This window comes from Caldimonas sp. KR1-144 (genome assembly GCF_049446155.1).
GTDB lineage: Bacteria > Pseudomonadota > Gammaproteobacteria > Burkholderiales > Burkholderiaceae_C > Rivibacter.
In genome coordinates this window covers 251,358-268,436 of the sequence record NZ_JBMSEE010000003.1, presented here as the reverse complement: position 1 = coordinate 268,436, position 17,079 = coordinate 251,358, and the positions used below count along the sequence as shown (strand labels likewise).

The window sequence follows — 17,079 nt, the reverse complement described above, 5'->3', positions numbered from 1 at the left end:
TTTCATCGCTTGTGCTGCTGCATCCAGCCTTCGAGGTAGTGGATGCTGGTGCCGCCCTCGATGAATTTGGCGTCGGCCATCAGCTCGCGGTGCAGCGGGATGTTGGTCAGGATACCTTCGACCACTGTCTCCGACAGCGCCGTGCGCATGCGCGCCAGCGCCTGATCGCGCGTGTCGCCGTGCACGATGATCTTGCCGATCATCGAGTCGTAGTTCGGCGGCACGAAGTAGTTCGTGTAGGCGTGCGAGTCGACGCGCACGCCGGGGCCGCCCGGCGGATGCCACATCGAGATGCGGCCCGGCGAGGGCGTGAACTTGTATGGATCCTCGGCGTTGATGCGGCACTCGATCGCATGGCCGCGCAGCTGGATGTGGCGCTGCGCGAACGGCAGCTTCTCGCCGGCGGCGATGCGGATCTGCATCTGCACGATGTCGATGCCGGTCACCAGCTCGGTCACCGGATGCTCGACCTGCACGCGCGTGTTCATCTCGATGAAGTAGAACTCGCCGTTCTCGTACAGGAACTCGAACGTGCCCGCACCGCGGTAGCCGATCTTCTTGCACGCCGCCGCGCAGCGCTCGCCGACCTTCTCGATCGTGCGGCGCGGGATGCCCGGGGCGGGCGCTTCCTCGATGATCTTCTGGTGGCGCCGCTGCATCGAGCAGTCGCGCTCGCCGAGCCAGACCGCGTTGCGGTGCTGGTCGGCAAGGATCTGGATCTCCACGTGGCGCGGCTGCTCCAGGAACTTTTCCATGTAGACGGCCGGGTTGCCGAACGCGGCGCCCGCTTCGGCGCGCGTGGTCTGCACAGCGTGCAGCAGCGCCGCCTCCGTGTGCACCACGCGCATGCCGCGTCCGCCGCCGCCGCCGGCGGCCTTGATGATCACCGGGTAGCCGATCGCGCGCGCGATGCGCGTGATCTCCTTCGGGTCGTCGGGCAGGGCGCCTTCGGAGCCCGGCACGCAGGGCACGCCGGCTTTGATCATGGCCTGCTTGGCCGAGACCTTGTCGCCCATCATGCGGATCGCGTCGGGCGTCGGGCCGATGAAGGTGAAGCCGCTTTGCTCGACGCGCTCGGCGAAGTCGGCGTTCTCGCTGAGGAAGCCGTAGCCGGGATGGATGGCCTCGGCGTCGGTCACCTCGGCGGCCGAGATGATGGCCGGCATGCTGAGGTAGCTCTGGCCCGAGGGCGCCGGGCCGATGCACACGGCCTCGTCGGCGAGCTTGACGTACTTGGCGTCGCGGTCGGCCTCGGAATAGACGACGACCGAGCGCACGCCGAGCTCACGGCAGGCGCGCTGGATCCGCAGGGCGATTTCCCCGCGGTTGGCGATCAGGACTTTCTTGAACATCGAGTGCCTTCCTGCCGCCTCACTCGATCTCGAACAGCGGCTGGCCGTACTCGACGGCCTGCCCGTTCTCGCAGTAGATCCGGGTGACGCGCCCGGCCTTGTCGGCCTCGATCTCGTTCATGATCTTCATCGCTTCGATGATGCAGATCGGCTGGCCTTCCTTGACCTCGTCGCCGACCTCGGCAAAGGCCTTCGCGCCCGGGCTGGAGGCGCGGTAGAAGGTGCCCACCATCGGCGACTTGACGATGTGGCCGGTCGGTTCGGCCGGCGCGGCGGGGCCCGCGACGGCCATGGGCGCGGTGCCCGTGGGCGCCATGGCCTGCACCGGCGCGGCCATCACGGGAGCCGGCATCGCCGTGACCACCGGCGCGGCCATCGGCTGCGACTTGACGATGCGCACTTTGCCGTCGGCCTCGGTGATCTCGAGTTCCGAGACGTTGGACTCGGACACGAGGTCGATCAGGGTCTTCAGTTTGCGAAGGTCCATGGTGCAGGGGCTCCAACAGAGATTCTGGTTGTCGATCAATACGCGGCGCCGCCATGCGGCCGGCGCCGTTCGCGCCGGGCACGGGCGGCGGCGTGGTCAGCGAGGGGCCGTGGATGGGCCCCGGTCGAGCAGGAACTCCAGCGCCAGCCGGTAGCCGGCCGCGCCGAGGCCGACGATCACGCCGTCGGCCAGGTCCGAGAAATAGGAATGGTGGCGGAAGGCTTCGCGCCGGTGGACGTTGGACAGGTGAACTTCAACGAACGGGATCGCCACGCCCGCCAGCGCGTCGCGCAGCGCGATGCTGGTGTGCGTGAAGGCGCCCGGATTGATCACGATCGCATCCACCGACTCGTGCGCGGCGGCATGCACGCGGTCGATCAGTGCGCCCTCGTGGTTGCTCTGGAAGCAGTCCAGCTGGGCACCGCGCGCCTGGGCCAGTGCGCGCAAGTCGTCGTCGATGCCGGCCAGCGTCTGACTGCCGTACACGGCGGGTTCGCGCGTGCCCAGCAGGTTCAGATTGGGTCCGTGCAGGACAAGGATGTGCATCAGATCGGTTCGAGTTGCCGGCAACTGGCGGCAGTTCGCGGCGGATTGTGCCAGCGTTCGAGCCGAAGCCCGCTGTTTTCGGTGACCGGGCGGTCAGCCGGTCGAGCGGGCCACGGCGGCGAGTTCATCGAAGCTTGTCTCGCCGAGCTTTTGATGGACGATGCGCCCCGATGCGTCGAAGACCACCGTGAATGGCAGGCCGCCTTGCGCATTGCCCAGCGCGCGCACGAGCTCGGTGCCTGTGAGTCCGGCCAGGCCGATCGGGAAGCCGACCGGCGTCTTGGCGAGGAACTCGCGCACCGGCGTCGGCCCGTCGATCGCGAGGCCGACCACCTGCCAGCCGCGCGGCCCGAACTCGCGGTGGAAGCGGTCCAGCGCCGGCATCTCCCGCACGCAAGGCGCACACCAGCTGGCCCAGAAGTTCAGCACCAGCGGCTTGCCGCGCAGGCTGGCGGCCACCAGCGGCGCAGCGCCTGCGGGCGTGTCGAACTGCTGCGACCACCAGGCTTCGGCGGCGACCGGCGCGGCAGCCTGCGGCGTGCTGCGGCGCCAGCCCAGCCAGGCGCCGCCGCTGGCGGCCAGCGCCGCGACGGCCGCGGCCAGCGCCAGCCGGCGCCGGGAGACACGAGGTTCGAGGGTATCGGTCATGCGGGATCGGCTTCCGCGCCGGGCTGCGCGGCCATGAGTCGGCGCAGCGCCTGCGCGTCGCCGCGCTCGGTGCGCCCGCGCGCGTCGGGCCGCAGCGCGCCGCGCAGGTCGTCGTGGTCGAGGATGCTGAGGTGCACGGTCACCGCCTCGCCCAGCGCGGCGCTCGGCGTCGCCAGGCTCAGCACGTCGACCGAACGACCGCGTGGACCGCGCGTGCTGCCCACCGCGTAGTCGACACGTGCGTTCAGCAGCGCGATCTCGGCCGACTTGGCGTCATCGCAGAACAGCTGCAGGTGCACGTCCGACAGCCGCGTCGCGGTGCCGCGCCAGACCGCGCCGGTCAGGTGCGGGCGGAACTCGGCGAGCCGCTCCATCCACTGCAGAGCCACCTCGCGCAGGGCGGCCAGCTCGGCGGGCTGCGTCTCGGCGCAGAACAGCGCAAGGTAGGCGCGCACTTCCTCTTCGACGAGGTCGTTGTCGGGGAGTTCGCCGTTCGGCAGGCCGCGCTTGCCGAGCTCGCGCAGCGCGCGCTGCTTGGCCGGGCCGTACTCGAGGCCTTCCTCGACCACCAGGCGCGCGGCCGTTGCAGCAATCTCGACGGTCAGGGGCGAGACCGGCATCAGGGCAGCTCCACCGCACCCATGCGCGCGACGATGGTCGCCGCGCGCCCGGCCACGTAGGCCGAGCCAGGACGCTGCTCGAAGCGCTTGGGCGCCGGCAGCATCACCGCCAGGCGCGCCGCCTGCATCGGCGCGAGCCGCTCGGCGTCGACGTGGAAGTAGTGCCGGGCTGCAGCCTGCGCGCCGAAGATGCCTTCGCCCCACTCGACGTTGTTGAGGTAGATCTCGAGGATGCGCTCTTTCGAGAGCATGGCCTCGAGCATGAAGGTGATCACGAACTCCTGGCCCTTGCGCGCCAGGCTGCGCTCGCCGGAAAGAAACAGGTTCTTGGCCAGTTGCTGCGTGATCGTCGAGCCGCCGACGACCTTGGCCACCACCGGCTTGGCGGCGGCGACCGACCGGCCGGCAGCCGCGCGCCGCTCGGCCTGGCGATCGAGCTGCGACTGCAGCCGCTCGGCGCGCGCCTCGGCGCGCTGGTTGCGCTCCCAGGCCTTCTCGATCGCGTCCCAGTCGACGCCGCCGTGGTCGGTGAAGCTGGCGTCCTCGGAGGCGATCACGGCGCGCTTGAGCGTGCCGGCGATCCGATCGTAGGGCCGCCACTCCTGCGACCACAGCACCTGGCCCTTGATGGTCGCCAGGCGCCAGATCTCGCTGCGCTGGAAGGTGGTGGACTGCGGATCGACGACGGTCATCGCCGCGACCCGCAGCGCGAACACCAGCTGCAGCGCCAGGCCGCAGACGACGACGAGCGCCGCCGCGCGCCACAGGCCGGCCAGCAGGCGCTTCATCGATCGACCTCGGCGCGCAGCGCGGCCAGCACCGGCGCGGTGTCGGGCCGCACGCCGCGCCAGAACCAGAACGACTCGGCGGCCTGCTCGACCAGCATGCCCAGGCCGTCGCGCGCGAGCGCGCCGCGCGCGCGTGCCCAGCCGAGGAAGCCGGCGGCGGCCGGCCCGTACATCATGTCCAGCGCGAGCGCGCCCGGCTTCAGCACGTCGCCCGACACCGGCACGGCGTCGCCGGCCAGGCTGGCCGCGGTGCCGTTGATCACCACGTCGTAGGCCTCGCCGGCGTCGTCGAGCCCATGGGCCGACAGCGCGACGCCGTGCTGCGCCGCCCACGCGGCGTGCCGCGTCGCCAGCGACCGTGCCCTGTCCGGCGTGCGGTTGGCGATCGCGATCGATGCGCAGCCGGCTTCGATCAGCGGCCCGAGCACGCCGGCCGACGCGCCGCCGGCGCCGACGAGCAGCAGCCGGCGCCCAGCGAGCGCGACGCCGGCATTGCGCGTGATGTCGCGCACCAGGCCGATGCCGTCGGTGTTGTCGCCGGCCCAGCCGGCTTCGTCGAAGCGCAGCGTGTTGACTGCGCCGGCCAGGCGCGCGCGATCGCTCAGCGTGGCCGCGAGTGCGAGCGCCTCGAACTTGAACGGCACCGTGACGTTGCAGCCGCGCGCGACACCCAGCGTGCGGCCGTCGCCGCTGGCGGCGAAGGCGCGCACGCTCGCCGCGAAGCCGTCGAGCGGGCAGGGCAGGCGGCCGTAGTCGATGCGCTCGCCGGTCTGCGCCGCGAAGCGTGCGTGGATCGCCGGCGAGCGGCTGTGCTCCACCGGGTGGCCCGCGACGGCGTAGCGCTCGGGCAGCGCGTTCGATGCCATGGAGCCGCTCACTGCGCGTCGAACAGCTTGGCCGACATGCCCTCGTCGCGCGAGAACTTGAAGCGCGAGGCGACCGCGATCACGTCGGTCTGCTGGCGCATCGTGTCGCTGAACGGGCCGAACGGCCCGGCGCCGCGCGCGATCGCCTGCGCGCGCTTGTCGAGCGCGTTCTGGCCAGAGCTCTGCACGATCTCGGTGTCGATCACGCGCCCGCGCGAGTCGACCCAGATCACCATCACCAGCTCGCCGTAGAGCTTGCGGCCGCGCTCCTCGGGGAAGTTCTGCGTGCCCTTTTCCTCGATGCGGCGCTTGAGGCGGTCGTAGTAGATCGCATAGGGCGCCTCCTCGGTGGAGGGGCTCACGTAGCGCTTGCGGGGGCGGCTGTTCTCCTCGTTGATGCGCTTTTCGATCTCGGCCAGCATCTGCAGCAGCTGGCGCTGCTGTTCCTGGCGCGATTGCGCCTCGGTGCTGCCTTCGTCGCGCTTGGGGTCGGGCGGCGGCAGGCGCGCGAGCTCGCGACGCACCTGCGCCAGCAGCTGCTGCTGCTGCTCCTGTAGCTGTTCGACCTGCTTGCGCGTGCTTTCCATCGCGTCGCCGACCTCGGTGAACGCCGACGGCGGCAGCGGCGAAGTCGCGCGGCCGGCCTGGGCCTCGCCGCCGCCGGCCAGCGCGGCCTGGGCGATCGCCTGGGCCTTGGCGGGCGGCTCCGACGAGCGCGCGTTGACCAGGATCACCTCCAGCGGCGTATCGCGGAACACGCGCTCGAAGCCCTCCGGATCGACGAAGCGCACGCCCAGCAGCGCCGCATGCACGCCGATCGAAACGCCCAGCGCGATCTGCAGCGTCGTCAGCTGGCGCAGCCAGGCGCGCAGGCGCTGGCGGCGCGAAAGCGGGACGTCCCGGGCGGACGCGGGCGGCGGCTGCGGCTGGGTGTCGTGCATGCGCGAAAGACGGGTTCGGCGACCGGAACGATCAGGAGGCCGCGGCAGCCGCGCCCTCGGCGGGATTGTCGGCATCCTGCACGTCGATCGCCAGCGCCAGTGGCGCGGCCGCGTCGGCGGCTTCGTCGACTTCTTCCGCGTCGAGCTGGGCGTCGTCGGCCGGCGTGGCCGCGTCATCGAGGCGCGCGACGAGACTGGCATGCAGGTCCAGCGTCAGCCCGTCGATGCCGGTCACGCGCACGCGCACCCGCGCTCCGCGCGGCAGGCTCTCGCAACCGAGCGCGCGGAACACCAGCGGCAGCGTGTCGGCACGCACCAGGCCGTCTTTCAGCACCGCGGCGTCGAGTTCGCCGATGCCGGCCTGCTCGAGGTGGCGCAGCGTCCACCAGCGCTCGATCGTGTTCTGGAAGCCGTTGTAGGCGGTGTAGGCGGCGTCGAAGCCGGAGATCACCGAGAACAGCTCGGCGTCCCTGGGCTTGAACGGCGCCACCAGCGCGGCGGTGCGGCCATGGCGGGCGCAGGCCACGATCTGCCACTGGTTCAGCAGGTCGACGTAGCGGCGCAGCGGCGAGGTCGCCCAGGTGTACTGCGCGACGCCCATGCCGGCGTGCGGCAAGGCCTTGGTGCCCATGCGTACCTTGATGCCGGGCGCCAGGCTGGCCTGGCTGCGGTAGATGCCGGGCACGCCGCATTCGGCCAGCCAGCCGCCCCAGGTGCTGTTGGCCAGGATCATCGCCTCGGCGACGATCAGGTCCAGCGGCGCGCCGCGCTTGCGCTCGACGATGCGCACCGTCTCGCTGCCGTCGGGCTCGGCGCCGGTCTTGCCTTCGAGCTTGAAGCTGTAGTCCGGCCGGTTGAAGGTCTCGGGCTTGCCGCGCACGACCTCGCGCCGGGCCTTGAGCGATCTGGCCAGCTTGAACAGGAAGGCCAGTTCGGTCGCGAACGGATAGTCGGCGGGCGCTTCGCCGTTGAGCGAGGCCTCGGTGACGACGGCGTCGAGCTGGTCGTGGCGCAGGTTGGCGGCGATCGGCACGCGCTCGAGCCGGGTCTCATGGCTCTTCACCTCGAGCGAGGCTTCGTCGAGCGTGAGGTAGATGCTCACCGCCGGGCAGTCGCGGCCCTCGATCAGCGTGTAGGCCTGCACCACCTCGTCGGGCAGCATCGTCAGCTTGTGGCCCGGCATGTAGACGGTGGACCAGCGGCTGCGCGCGAGCTGGTCCATCGGCGAGTTGGGGCCGAACGCGAGGCCGGGTGCGGCGATGTGCACGCCGAACACCACGGTGCCGCTGCCCAGGCCTTGTACCGAGAGCGCGTCGTCGATCTCGGTGGTCTGCGAGTCGTCGATCGAGAACGCGCGCACCGCGGCCAGCGGCAGCTCGCCTTCGATCGCCGGCGCCGCGATGCCGGGCGCAAAGGTCGTGCCCTTGGGGAAGTGCTCGTAGAGGAAGCGCTTCCAGTGGAACTGGTAGGAGCTGGTGATCGCGCCGGCCGCCTTCAGCAGGTCCAGGGGCGCGCGCTGGCTGCGCTTGGCGGCCTCGACGACGGCCTTGTACTCGGGCGCGTTCTTGTCGGGCTTGAACAGGATCTTGTAGAGCTGGTCGGCGACCGGCGCCGGGCAGCGGCCCTCGGCCAGCTCGGCGGCCCAGGCCTCGATCTGCTCGGCGACGCGCTTCTTCTTCTCGATCGCCGCGAGCGCCTGCTGCAAGATCTCGGCCGGCGCCTTGCGAAAGCGCCCCTTGCCGCGGCGGTGGAAGTAGTGCGGCGCCTCGAACAGGCGCCACAGCATCGCGGCGCGCTGCACCGCGTCGGCCTGGGCCCCGTAGTACTCGCAGGCGAGATCGTCGAAACCGAATTCCTCGTCCGGCGCGGTTTCCCACACCAGGTCGAGATCGATCTCCTCGGCCATCGCCGGGGCCTTGGCCAGAAGCTCCGCCGGCTGCGGCTTCGCGAAGCGCATCAGCGTGTTGGAGGCCTTCACCTTGACGCGCTTGCCGGAGTCGAGCTCGATCTGCAGCGAGCTTTCGGCCTCGGACATCACGCGGCCGGCGAGGAACTTGCCGGCGTCGTCGAACAATGCATGGACAGTCACGGGGCGGATTGTCCCATCCCGTGCCCTCAGCCCAGGCCGAGGTGGCTCAACACGAAGGGCAAGTGGTCCTCGAAATCGCTGATCGCGTGGTCGCCGCCCTCGAGCAGGCGGATGCGCGCGCCCGGATAGCGGCCCGTCATCTCCTGCCAGTCGAGCACCTCGTCGCCCTTGGCGATCACCGCCGCATAGCGCTCGGGGTGCGTGATCGCAGGCGGCGTCAGCACGCGCAGCTCGTCGACATGCGCGGCGGTGAAGCTGAACTTCAGCTGCGGGTCGTGCCACGCGACCTGCTCGCCGATCTGGTCGGCCAGGTCGCGCGCCGGATCGACGGCGGGGTTCAGCAGCACCGCGCGGCAATGGCGCGCTTCGGCCACCACGGTCGCGTACCAGCCGCCCAGCGAGCTGCCGATCACGCCCATGCGCTCGTCGGCCGGCCAGCCAGCGGTGAGGTGGGCGATCAGCGCCAGCGCCTCGGACGGCGAGGGCGGCAGCTGCGGACAGCACCACAGGATGGCACGGCCGGCATCGTGCAGATCGCGCACCGCCTGCGCGACGCGCTGCGCCTTGGCCGAGCCCGGCGACGAGCGAAAGCCGTGCAGGTAGAGCAGGTGGCTGACGGGCGGGTTCATGTCATGCACTCGGTCGCGTGAGGATCCATCCGCCGACGAGCAAGGCCACCGTGCCTGGCACGAAGCGCCAGCCGCCGCTGAGCATGAAGGCGCCGCCGATGGCGCTGATCAGCAGCATCGCGATCGCGGCGCGCTTGGCGACGAGCGGAATGGCACCGCGCTCGCGCCACGCACGGATCGACGGCCCATAGCGGGGGTGCTCGAGCAAGCGGCGCTCCCAGGCCGGATTCGCGTGCGCGAAGCACGCGGCTGCCAGCAGCACGAACGGCGTTGTCGGCAGCAGCGGCAAGGCAATGCCCGCAATGCCCAGCGCCAGCGAGACGACTCCGGCGCCGAGCAGCAGCGAGCGTTTCACTTCACGGCCTTGGCGAGTGCGTCGAGCAGCTTCGCGTGCATGCCGCCGAAGCCGCCGTTGCTCATGCACAGCACGTGGTCGCCGGGCCGCGCCGCACGCACGACCTGCGACACCAGCGCGTCGATCGAGTTCGCGACCAGGGCCTTGTCGCCCATCGGCGCCAGCGCCTCGGCGGCGTCCCAGTCCAGGCCGCCGGCATGGCAGAAGCTCAGGTCGGCCTCCTCCAGCGCCCACGGCAGCTGGGCCTTCATCGTGCCGAGCTTCATCGTGTTGGAGCGCGGCTCGAACACGGCCAGGATGCGCTCCAGCCCGACCTTGCGGCGCAGGCCGTCGACGGTGGTGCGGATCGCGGTGGGGTGATGCGCGAAGTCGTCGTAGACCTTGACGCCGTTGGCCTCGCCGCGCAGCTCGAGCCGGCGGCGCACGTTCTCGAAGCGGCCGAGCGCCGCCGCGGCGTCGGCCGGCGCGACGCCCACGTGCTCGGCCGCGGCGATCGCCGCCAGCGCGTTGAGCTGGTTGTGCTCGCCGATCAGCGGCCACTCGACGCGCGCGACCTGCACGCCGCTCTTGAGCACGTCGAAGGCATGCGGTTCGCCGCGCGCGCGCCAGCCGGGCGCGTCGCCCTTGACACCGAAGCGCTCGACGCCGCTCCAGCAGCCGCGTTCGAGCACGCGGGCCAGCGCCTCCTCGCGCGCGTTGACGACCAGCCGGCCGCTGGCCGGCACCGTGCGCACGAGATGGTGGAACTGGGTCTCGATCGCGGCCAGGTCGGCAAAGATGTCGGCGTGGTCGAACTCGAGGTTGTTGAGCAGCGCGGTGCGCGGGCGGTAGTGCACGAACTTGCTGCGCTTGTCGAAGAAGGCGGTGTCGTACTCGTCGGCCTCGATCACGAACGGCGTGCGCTCGGAGAACGAGACCTTGCCCAGCCGCGCCGAGATGCCGAAGTTCAGCGGCACGCCGCCGACCAGGAAGCCCGGTTCGCGTCCGCAGGCTTCGAGGATCCACGCCAGCATCGAGGTCGTGGTGGTCTTGCCGTGCGTGCCGGCCACGGCCATCACGTGGCGTCCCTGCAGCACGTGTTCGGCCAGCCACTGCGGGCCGCTGGTGTAGGGCGCGCCTTCGTCGAGGATGGCTTCCATCAGCGGGAAGGCGTCCGCCTTCGCGCGCGAGACCACGTTGCCGATCACGTAGAGATCGGGCTTGAGCGCGAGCTGGTCGGCGCCGTAGCCCTCGATCAGCTCGATGCCCAAGGCGCGCAGCTGGTCGCTCATCGGCGGATAGACATTGGCGTCGCAGCCCGTCACGCGGTGGCCGGCCTCGCGCGCCAGCGCGGCAACGCCGCCCATGAAGGTGCCGCAGATGCCGAGGATGTGGATGTGCATGGCGCGGGATTCTAGGCAGCGGGGTGGGCTCGCCCGTCTCCAAACGCTTCCTAGAATGGGTCTTCCCTCTTCAATCGCGTGCGGGTCACGAGCCCGCGGTGCCCAACCCATGGAACGCAGCGACAACCCCTTGCTGGCCGACTGGACCACTCCCTACGCGCTGCCGCCGTTCGACGCCGCGCGTCCCGAGCATTTCGCGCCGGCCTTCGCGGCGGCGTGGGCGGCGCACCGCGCCGAGCTCGACGCGATCGCCGCGCAGGCCGAAGCGCCGACCTTCGAGAACACGCTGGCGGCCTTCGACCGCAGCGGCGCGCTTCTGGCGCGCATCGACTTGCTGTTCGGCAACCTGACGGTGTCCGCCAGCACGACAGCGCTGCAGGCGGTCGAGCGCGAGCTCGCCGCGCCGCGCGCCGCGCACGAGAGCTGGGTGCTGCAGCACGAGGGCGTGTGGAAGCGCGTCGACGCGCTGTACCGCGAACGGTCCGCACTGGGCCTCGATGCCGAACAGCTGCGCTTGCTCGAGCGCGTGCACCTGGACTTCAGCTTCGCCGGCGCCGCGCTCGCGCCCGAGGCCCGGGCGCGCGCCGCGGCGATCGCCGAGGAACTCGCCGGCCTGTACACGCGTTTCAGCCAGAACCTCCTGGCCGACGAGACCGAGTGGCATCTCGCGCTCGAGCACGAGGCCGATCTGGCCGGCCTGCCGCCGGCGCTGGTGGCCAGCGCGCGCGAGGCCGGCCAGCAGCGCGGGCTCGCGGTGCCGGCGATCACGCTGTCGCGCTCGCTGGCGATTCCGTTTCTCACGCACTCGACGCGTCGCGACCTGCGCGAGCGCGTCTGGCGCGGCTGGGTCTCGCGCGGCACGCTCGACGCGGCGCGCGACAACCGGCCGATCGCGGTGAAGATCCTGACGCTGCGCAACGAGCTGGCACGCCTGCACGGCCAGCGCGACTTCGCGCAGCATGCGCTGCGCGACCGCATGGCCAAGACGCCAGCCGCGGTCGCCGAGCTGCTGCAGCGCGTCTGGGAGCCTGCGCGCGCCAAGGCGGCGAGCGAGGAGCGCGCACTGGTCGAGTTCGCGCGCGAGCACGGCCTGCTGCCCGACGGCGTGGCGCTTGCGCCGTGGGACTGGCGCTTCGTCGCCGAGCGCCGCCGCAGCGCGACGCTGTCGCTCGACGACGCGATGCTCAAGCCCTACTTCTCGCTCGACGCGATGAGCGCCGCGATGTTCGACTGCGCCCAGCGCCTGTTCGGCGTGCGCTTCGACGAACGCCGCGACGTGCCGATGTACCACCCCGATGTGCGCCTGTTCGAGGTGCGCGACGCGGCCGGCGCAATGCTCGGCCTGTTCATGGCCGACAACTTCGCGCGCCCCGGCAAGCGCGGCGGCGCGTGGATGAGCATCTACCGCAGCGAGTCGAAGAACGGCGCCGGTGTGCTGGGCGAGCCGGCGCCCGGCGAGCGCGTGCTGCCCTTCGTCGTCAACAACAACAACTTCGCCAAGGCGCCCGCGGGCGAGCCGACGCTGATCGGGCTCGAGGACGTGCGCACGCTGTTCCACGAGTTCGGCCATGGCCTGCACGGCCTGCTGTCGCAGGCGCGCTTCAAGCGGCTGGCGGGCACCAACGTGCTGCGCGACTTCGTCGAACTGCCCTCGCAGCTGTTCGAGCACTGGGCGTTCCAGCCCGAGGTGATGGCCCGTCACGCGCGCCACGTGAAGACCGGCGAGCCGATTCCGGCCGAGCTGGTGCAAAAGGCGCTGGCCGCGCGCAACTTCGGCCAGGTCTACGACACCATCCAGTACGTCGGCTCGGCGCTGGTCGACATGGCGCTGCACCAGGCGGTGGATCCGGCCGCGATCGACCTCGATGCCTTCGAGGCCGGCGAGCGCGAGCGCCTGGGCGTGCCGGCCAACATCGGCCTGATGCACCGTCCGCAGCAGTTCCGCCACCTGTTCAGCGGCGACGGCTACGCGGCCGGCTACTACGTCTACCTGTGGGCCGAGGTGCTGGATGCCGATGCCTTCGCGGCCTTCCGCGAGACCGGCGACGTGTTCGATGCCGCAACCGCGCGGCGGCTGCTCGACAACGTCTATGCGGTGGGCGACACGGTCGAGCCCGGCGCGACCTACCGCGCGTTCCGCGGCCGCGATGCGGCGGTCGAGCCGATGCTGGCGAAGAAGGGCCTGATCGAAGCTTAGGCCTTCAGGGCTTCGCGCGCTGCAATCACCGTCGCCGCAATGTCGGCGGCGGTGTGCGCCGCACTCACGAAGCCGGCTTCGTACAGCGCCGGCGCGAGGTAGACCCCGCGCTCGAGCATGCCGTGGAAGAAGGCGTTGAAGCGCGCCTTGTCGGTGGCCATGACGGCGTCGTAGTGCTGCGGCAGCGCGTCGGCGAAGAAGAAGCCGAACATGCCGCCTTCGCTGTCGACGGCCAGCGGCACGCCGGCCTCGCGCGCGACGGCCGAAAGGCCTTCCACCAGCGAGCGCGTCGACGCGGCGAGCGCCTCGAAGAACCCTGGACGCTGGATCTCCTTCAGCGTCGCGAGGCCGCAGGCCGTGGCGACGGGGTTGCCCGACAGCGTGCCGGCCTGGTAGACCGGGCCCAGCGGCGCGAGCTGCGCCATCACCTCGCGCGGACCGGCAAAGGCCGCCAGCGGCATGCCGCCGCCGATGACCTTGCCGAACACGCTGAGGTCGGGCCTGAAGCCGGGGATCGCCTTCGCATAGAGACTTTGCGCGCCGCCGAGCGCGACGCGAAAGCCGGTCATGACTTCATCGAAGACGAGCAGCGCACCGTGTTGCGCGCACAGCTCGCGCAGCCGCTTCACGAACGGCACCGCCGCGCGCACGAAGTTCATGTTGCCGGCGATCGGCTCGATCATCACGCAGGCGATCTCGCCGCCGTGCTCGGCGAACGCGGCCTCGATCGCGGCGATGTCGTTGTAGGGCAGTACCAGCGTGTGCTGCACCACTTCGGGTGGCACGCCGGCCGAGGTGGGATGGCCAAAGGTCGCGAGGCCCGAGCCGGCCTTCACGAGCAGCGCGTCGGCATGGCCGTGGTAGCAGCCCTCGAACTTGATCAGCCTGGGCTTGCCGGTGAAGCCGCGCGCGAGGCGGATCGCGCTCATCGCCGCCTCGGTGCCCGAGCTCACCAGGCGCACCTGCTCGGCGCTGGGCACGAGCTTGAGGATCTCCTCGGCGAGCTCGATCTCGCGCTCGGTCGGTGCGCCGAACGAGAAGCCGTCGTCGACGGCCTTGTGCACCGCCTCGAGCACGGCCGGGTGACCATGGCCCAGGATCATCGGTCCCCAGGACCCGATGTAGTCGATGTAGCGCTGGCCCTCGGCGTCCCAGAGATAGGCGCCTTGCGCGCGGGCGATGAAGCGCGGCGTACCGCCCACGGCGCGAAAGGCGCGCACGGGCGAGTTCACGCCGCCGGGGATCGAGGCTTGGGCACGCTCGAACAGGCTCGAATTGTTCATGTCAGCACCCCGCCCGCCGGGTACGGCGAGCGACCCTCCGAGAGGGCGGGGCCTTGCTTGGGGCGGCCCGGCGCGGCGGCCCCCCGTTGAGATCGGAGCATGCGCCGTTGCTCAATGGACGCGTCGCGACGGCGCACTCGGCGTGCCGGTGGTGCCTTCCTCAGGCGCTTCTTCCTCGCCGTTCTCGGCGCCGGCCTCCTCGCCTTCGGGCGGCAGGGCCCAGAAGTAGCGGTCGGGGATCACGTTGCCCATGCCGGGACGGAAGCCGGCGTCGAGCGACTGGTCGAGGAAGTTGAGCGCCTCGCCGACGGCCAGGTGCAACTCCTCGCCGCTGGCCAGCAGGGCCGCGAGCGCGGCCGCCAGCGTGTCGCCGGCGCCGACGAAGGCGGTGTCGAAGCGCTCGAACTTCTCGCCGGTGATCGCGCCTTGCGGCGAGGCCAGCACGTTGTCGACCCAGCCTTCGGCGCCCTTGCCGGCGGGCAGCTGGATGCCGGTGACGAGCACGAAGCGCGCGCCCAGCTCGCCGGCCGCAACCGCGAGCTCGCGCGCCGACGGGGGACGCTCGCCTTCCCACTCGGGCAGCAGGAAGTCGATCAGCGTCTGCTGGTTGCCGACGATCACTTCGGCGGCCGGCGCGATCAGCTCGCGCCAGGCATCAAGGTAGGCCTGCTGGTCGTCGTCCTCGAGCCAGGTCGGGGTCTGCAGGTAGGCCACGAGCGGCACGTCGACGTAGTCGGAAAGCACCTCGGCGACCGCCGAGACGCCCTCGGCACTGCCGAGGAACCCGACCTTCCAGGCGGCGATGGTCACGTCTTCGAGGATGGCGCGCGCCTGCTCGACGACCACCTCGGAATCGATCGCGTGCGACTCGAACACCTCGGCGGTGTCGCGCAGCACGATCGACGTGACGACCGGCAGCGGATGTGCGCCCATCGCGGCGATCGTCGAGACGTCGGCCGCAAGACCGGCGCCGCCGCTGGGCTCGCTGGCGTTGAAGCTCATCACGCAGGCCGGCGCGGCGGGCTCGGTGCCGACCGCGTCGCCGGCGGACGGGTCCTCGGCCGGTGCGGCCGCTTGCTTGCTCATGAGGCTGGGGAAAAGGCTGATGGACCGCGACGGCACCCTTTCATGCGGGGCGTCACGAAGTTCGAGAAATTGATGAGGATTGTTGCGTAGGTGCCCAAAATTCCTTGTCTTTCAAGAATGGGCGCTCGCTACAATCGTCCGCTATTGTAGTGATCGAACCCACAACGTGAGCGAATCTCGCACCTGGATGTGCCTCATCTGCGGATGGATCTATGACGAGGCTGCCGGGGACCCAGAACATGGCATTGCACCTGGCACCGCGTGGGCCGATGTGCCGATGAACTGGGTATGCCCCGAATGCGGCGCCCGCAAAGAGGACTTCGAGATGGTGCAGATCTGAGCCACGGATCGCACAGTCGTTGAGGAATACCAGCCCGTGAGCGAGTCGCCGATCATCGAGGGCTCGGCCGTCGCCGAGCCTGCCGCCTTGCGTGTGCTCGTCATCGACGACAGCAACACGATTCGCCGCAGCGCCGAGATCTTCCTCAAGCAGGGTGGCCACCAGGTTCTGCTCGCCGAGGACGGCTTCGACGCGCTCGGCAAGGTCAACGACCACGTGCCGGATCTGATCTTCTGCGACATCCTGATGCCGCGGCTGGACGGCTACCAGACCTGCGCGATCATCAAGCGCAATCCGAAGTTCGCGTCCGTGCCGGTGATCATGCTGTCGTCCAAGGACGGCTTGTTCGACAAGGCGCGCGGCCGCATGGTCGGCTCCGAAGACTATCTCACCAAGCCGTTCACCAAGGATCAGCTGCTGCAGGCTGTGCAGCAGCATCGCCGCTGAGCGCGAGGGCGTGCGCGCGGCAACCGGGCGCGATCCAAATTTGAGGACTGCCACGATGGCCATCGAAAAGATCCTGCTGGTCGACGATTCCAAGACCGAGCTGCACTTCCTGTCCGAGCTGCTGACCAAGCGCGGCTATCGCGTGCGCACCGCCGAGAACGGCGAAGAGGCGATGAAGCGCCTCGAGGAAGAGAAGCCCGACCTCATCCTGATGGACGTCGTCATGCCCGGCCAGAACGGCTTCCAGCTCACCCGCGCCATCACGCGCGATCCGCGCTTCGCCGAGGTGCCGGTCATCATGTGCACGAGCAAGGGCCAGGAGACCGACAAGGTCTGGGGCATGCGCCAGGGCGCACGCGACTACGTGGTCAAGCCCGTCGACGCCGACGAGCTGATCGCCAAGATCCGCGCCTTCAACTAAGCAGGCAAGGCGCCCGACGCATGGCCAACAAGGAAGCACTGCGCGAACTGCAGAGCCGGCTGGCCGAGCGGCTGCAGCGGGCGCGTTCGCAAGAGCGCAGCGCCAACTGGCTCGCGGTGGAAAGCGGCGGCTACGGCTTCCTGCTGCCGCTGGCCGAGTCCGGCGAGATCTTTCCCTGGGGCGCGGTCGCGCCGGTGCCGCACACGCACGGCTGGTTCATCGGCGTCGCGAACCTGCGCGGCCGCCTGCACGGCGTGGTCGACCTCGCCGGCTTCCTGGGCCTGCCGAGCGCCGACCCGCAGCGCTCCCCGGTGCGCCTGATCGCCTTCAATCCCTCGCTGGAGACCAACGCCGCGCTGCTGGTCGAGCGCCTGGCCGGGCTTCGCAGCGAGGAACAGCTGACCCGCGTCACCGATGCCGACGGCCAGCCGCGGCCGGCGTTCGCGGGCGCGCGCTTCAAGGATGCGCAGGGTCGCGTCTGGCAGGAACTGTTGCTGGGCACGCTGTCGACCGACCCGGCCTTCCTGAGGATCGCGCAATGACTGGATCGGGCCGCAGCGGCGTTTCGGGGCGCTGGGACGGATGGGGCGCATGCGCTCCGG

Annotated in this window: 19 protein-coding genes; 5 read left to right on the top strand and 14 right to left on the bottom strand. The window is 70.6% G+C overall.

Features of this window, described 5'->3' with window-relative positions:
• Positions 1-2: 2 nt before the first annotated feature.
• The 12 genes from accC to mpl all read right to left on the bottom strand — a co-directional run bounded on the left by accC (position 3) and on the right by mpl (position 10,703).
• Positions 3-1,352, bottom strand: a complete 1,350-nt coding sequence (accC, locus tag ACO2TI_RS09175; protein WP_423283732.1) for an acetyl-CoA carboxylase biotin carboxylase subunit — start codon at positions 1,350-1,352, stop codon at positions 3-5.
• A 19-nt stretch (positions 1,353-1,371) separates the two neighbouring features.
• Complete coding sequence (gene accB, locus ACO2TI_RS09170; protein WP_423283731.1) at positions 1,372-1,839, bottom strand: acetyl-CoA carboxylase biotin carboxyl carrier protein; 468 nt, start codon at positions 1,837-1,839, stop codon at positions 1,372-1,374.
• 96 nt (positions 1,840-1,935) lie between these two features.
• Positions 1,936-2,388, bottom strand: a complete 453-nt coding sequence (aroQ, locus tag ACO2TI_RS09165; protein WP_423284073.1) for a type II 3-dehydroquinate dehydratase — start codon at positions 2,386-2,388, stop codon at positions 1,936-1,938.
• 90 nt (positions 2,389-2,478) lie between these two features.
• Positions 2,479-3,033, bottom strand: a complete 555-nt coding sequence (locus ACO2TI_RS09160) for a TlpA disulfide reductase family protein (protein WP_423283730.1) — start codon at positions 3,031-3,033, stop codon at positions 2,479-2,481.
• Entirely contained in the window at positions 3,030-3,653 is a 624-nt protein-coding gene (locus ACO2TI_RS09155) for a hypothetical protein (RefSeq protein ID WP_423283728.1), read from the bottom strand. Before ACO2TI_RS09155 ends, ACO2TI_RS09160 begins: the two co-directional genes overlap by 4 nt.
• Positions 3,653-4,441, bottom strand: coding sequence for a transglycosylase domain-containing protein (locus tag ACO2TI_RS09150; protein ID WP_423283727.1), 789 nt, complete (start codon positions 4,439-4,441; stop codon positions 3,653-3,655). The genes ACO2TI_RS09155 and ACO2TI_RS09150 overlap by 1 nt, the downstream gene beginning before the upstream one ends.
• Positions 4,438-5,307: a shikimate dehydrogenase gene (gene aroE / locus ACO2TI_RS09145; protein WP_423283726.1), complete on the bottom strand. Its 870-nt coding sequence runs from the start codon at positions 5,305-5,307 to the stop codon at positions 4,438-4,440. Before aroE ends, ACO2TI_RS09150 begins: the two co-directional genes overlap by 4 nt.
• Positions 5,308-5,315: 8 nt before the next feature.
• Complete coding sequence (locus tag ACO2TI_RS09140) at positions 5,316-6,248, bottom strand: energy transducer TonB (RefSeq protein WP_423283725.1); 933 nt, start codon at positions 6,246-6,248, stop codon at positions 5,316-5,318.
• Between the two features lie 31 nt (positions 6,249-6,279).
• A complete protein-coding gene (locus ACO2TI_RS09135) occupies positions 6,280-8,283 on the bottom strand; it encodes a ribonuclease catalytic domain-containing protein (protein ID WP_423284071.1) in 2,004 nt (667 codons plus the stop codon).
• Positions 8,284-8,363: 80 nt separating this feature from the next.
• On the bottom strand, positions 8,364-8,966 hold the full coding sequence (locus ACO2TI_RS09130) for a YqiA/YcfP family alpha/beta fold hydrolase (RefSeq protein ID WP_423283724.1): 603 nt from the start codon (positions 8,964-8,966) through the stop codon (positions 8,364-8,366).
• Position 8,967: 1 nt separating this feature from the next.
• Positions 8,968-9,321 carry a YbaN family protein gene (locus ACO2TI_RS09125; RefSeq protein ID WP_423283723.1) on the bottom strand — a complete coding sequence of 118 codons (354 nt, stop codon included), beginning with the start codon at positions 9,319-9,321 and terminating at the stop codon, positions 8,968-8,970.
• Positions 9,318-10,703: a UDP-N-acetylmuramate:L-alanyl-gamma-D-glutamyl-meso-diaminopimelate ligase gene (gene mpl, locus ACO2TI_RS09120; RefSeq protein ID WP_423283722.1), complete on the bottom strand. Its 1,386-nt coding sequence runs from the start codon at positions 10,701-10,703 to the stop codon at positions 9,318-9,320. Before mpl ends, ACO2TI_RS09125 begins: the two co-directional genes overlap by 4 nt.
• Positions 10,704-10,812: 109 nt before the next feature.
• On the opposite strand from mpl, the gene ACO2TI_RS09115 reads away from it, so the two are divergent.
• On the top strand, positions 10,813-12,900 hold the full coding sequence (locus ACO2TI_RS09115) for a M3 family metallopeptidase (protein WP_423283720.1): 2,088 nt from the start codon (positions 10,813-10,815) through the stop codon (positions 12,898-12,900).
• Here the strand turns inward: ACO2TI_RS09115 and hemL are convergent.
• A complete protein-coding gene (gene hemL, locus ACO2TI_RS09110) occupies positions 12,897-14,183 on the bottom strand; it encodes a glutamate-1-semialdehyde 2,1-aminomutase (RefSeq protein ID WP_423283719.1) in 1,287 nt (428 codons plus the stop codon). The genes ACO2TI_RS09115 and hemL overlap by 4 nt on opposite strands.
• Before the next feature lie 111 nt (positions 14,184-14,294).
• Positions 14,295-15,269, bottom strand: a complete 975-nt coding sequence (gene thiD, locus ACO2TI_RS09105) for a bifunctional hydroxymethylpyrimidine kinase/phosphomethylpyrimidine kinase (protein ID WP_423283718.1) — start codon at positions 15,267-15,269, stop codon at positions 14,295-14,297.
• A 187-nt stretch (positions 15,270-15,456) separates the two neighbouring features.
• Between thiD and ACO2TI_RS09100 the strand changes: the two genes are divergently transcribed.
• Genes ACO2TI_RS09100 through ACO2TI_RS09085 form a run of 4 tightly spaced genes read left to right on the top strand, consistent with a single transcriptional unit; the run spans position 15,457 to position 17,019 of the window.
• The gene (locus ACO2TI_RS09100; RefSeq protein WP_019560853.1) at positions 15,457-15,609 is read left to right on the top strand and encodes a rubredoxin; all 153 of its coding nucleotides are present in this window, start codon (positions 15,457-15,459) and stop codon (positions 15,607-15,609) included.
• A 36-nt stretch (positions 15,610-15,645) separates the two neighbouring features.
• Positions 15,646-16,056 (top strand): response regulator, encoded by a 411-nt coding sequence (locus ACO2TI_RS09095; RefSeq protein WP_423283717.1) that lies wholly within the window; start codon positions 15,646-15,648, stop codon positions 16,054-16,056.
• 55 nt (positions 16,057-16,111) lie between these two features.
• Positions 16,112-16,477 (top strand): response regulator, encoded by a 366-nt coding sequence (locus tag ACO2TI_RS09090; RefSeq protein WP_423283716.1) that lies wholly within the window; start codon positions 16,112-16,114, stop codon positions 16,475-16,477.
• A gap of 20 nt (positions 16,478-16,497) precedes the next feature.
• Positions 16,498-17,019 (top strand): chemotaxis protein CheW, encoded by a 522-nt coding sequence (locus ACO2TI_RS09085; protein WP_423283715.1) that lies wholly within the window; start codon positions 16,498-16,500, stop codon positions 17,017-17,019.
• Positions 17,020-17,079: the final 60 nt, after the last annotated feature.

Coding starts and splice junctions, on each gene's coding strand:
- thiD (WP_423283718.1), bottom strand. CDS start 15,269: ATGAGCAAGCAAGCGGCCGCACCGGCCGAGGACCCGTCCGCCGGCGAC.
- ACO2TI_RS09085 (WP_423283715.1), top strand. CDS start 16,498: ATGGCCAACAAGGAAGCACTGCGCGAACTGCAGAGCCGGCTGGCCGAG.
- ACO2TI_RS09155 (WP_423283728.1), bottom strand. CDS start 3,653: ATGCCGGTCTCGCCCCTGACCGTCGAGATTGCTGCAACGGCCGCGCGC.
- ACO2TI_RS09100 (WP_019560853.1), top strand. CDS start 15,457: ATGTGCCTCATCTGCGGATGGATCTATGACGAGGCTGCCGGGGACCCA.
- ACO2TI_RS09160 (WP_423283730.1), bottom strand. CDS start 3,033: ATGACCGATACCCTCGAACCTCGTGTCTCCCGGCGCCGGCTGGCGCTG.
- ACO2TI_RS09115 (WP_423283720.1), top strand. CDS start 10,813: ATGGAACGCAGCGACAACCCCTTGCTGGCCGACTGGACCACTCCCTAC.
- accB (WP_423283731.1), bottom strand. CDS start 1,839: ATGGACCTTCGCAAACTGAAGACCCTGATCGACCTCGTGTCCGAGTCC.
- aroE (WP_423283726.1), bottom strand. CDS start 5,307: ATGGCATCGAACGCGCTGCCCGAGCGCTACGCCGTCGCGGGCCACCCG.
- ACO2TI_RS09130 (WP_423283724.1), bottom strand. CDS start 8,966: ATGAACCCGCCCGTCAGCCACCTGCTCTACCTGCACGGCTTTCGCTCG.
- mpl (WP_423283722.1), bottom strand. CDS start 10,703: ATGCACATCCACATCCTCGGCATCTGCGGCACCTTCATGGGCGGCGTT.
- accC (WP_423283732.1), bottom strand. CDS start 1,352: ATGTTCAAGAAAGTCCTGATCGCCAACCGCGGGGAAATCGCCCTGCGG.
- ACO2TI_RS09135 (WP_423284071.1), bottom strand. CDS start 8,283: ATGTCCGAGGCCGAAAGCTCGCTGCAGATCGAGCTCGACTCCGGCAAG.
- ACO2TI_RS09150 (WP_423283727.1), bottom strand. CDS start 4,441: ATGAAGCGCCTGCTGGCCGGCCTGTGGCGCGCGGCGGCGCTCGTCGTC.
- ACO2TI_RS09140 (WP_423283725.1), bottom strand. CDS start 6,248: ATGCACGACACCCAGCCGCAGCCGCCGCCCGCGTCCGCCCGGGACGTC.
- hemL (WP_423283719.1), bottom strand. CDS start 14,183: ATGAACAATTCGAGCCTGTTCGAGCGTGCCCAAGCCTCGATCCCCGGC.
- ACO2TI_RS09090 (WP_423283716.1), top strand. CDS start 16,112: ATGGCCATCGAAAAGATCCTGCTGGTCGACGATTCCAAGACCGAGCTG.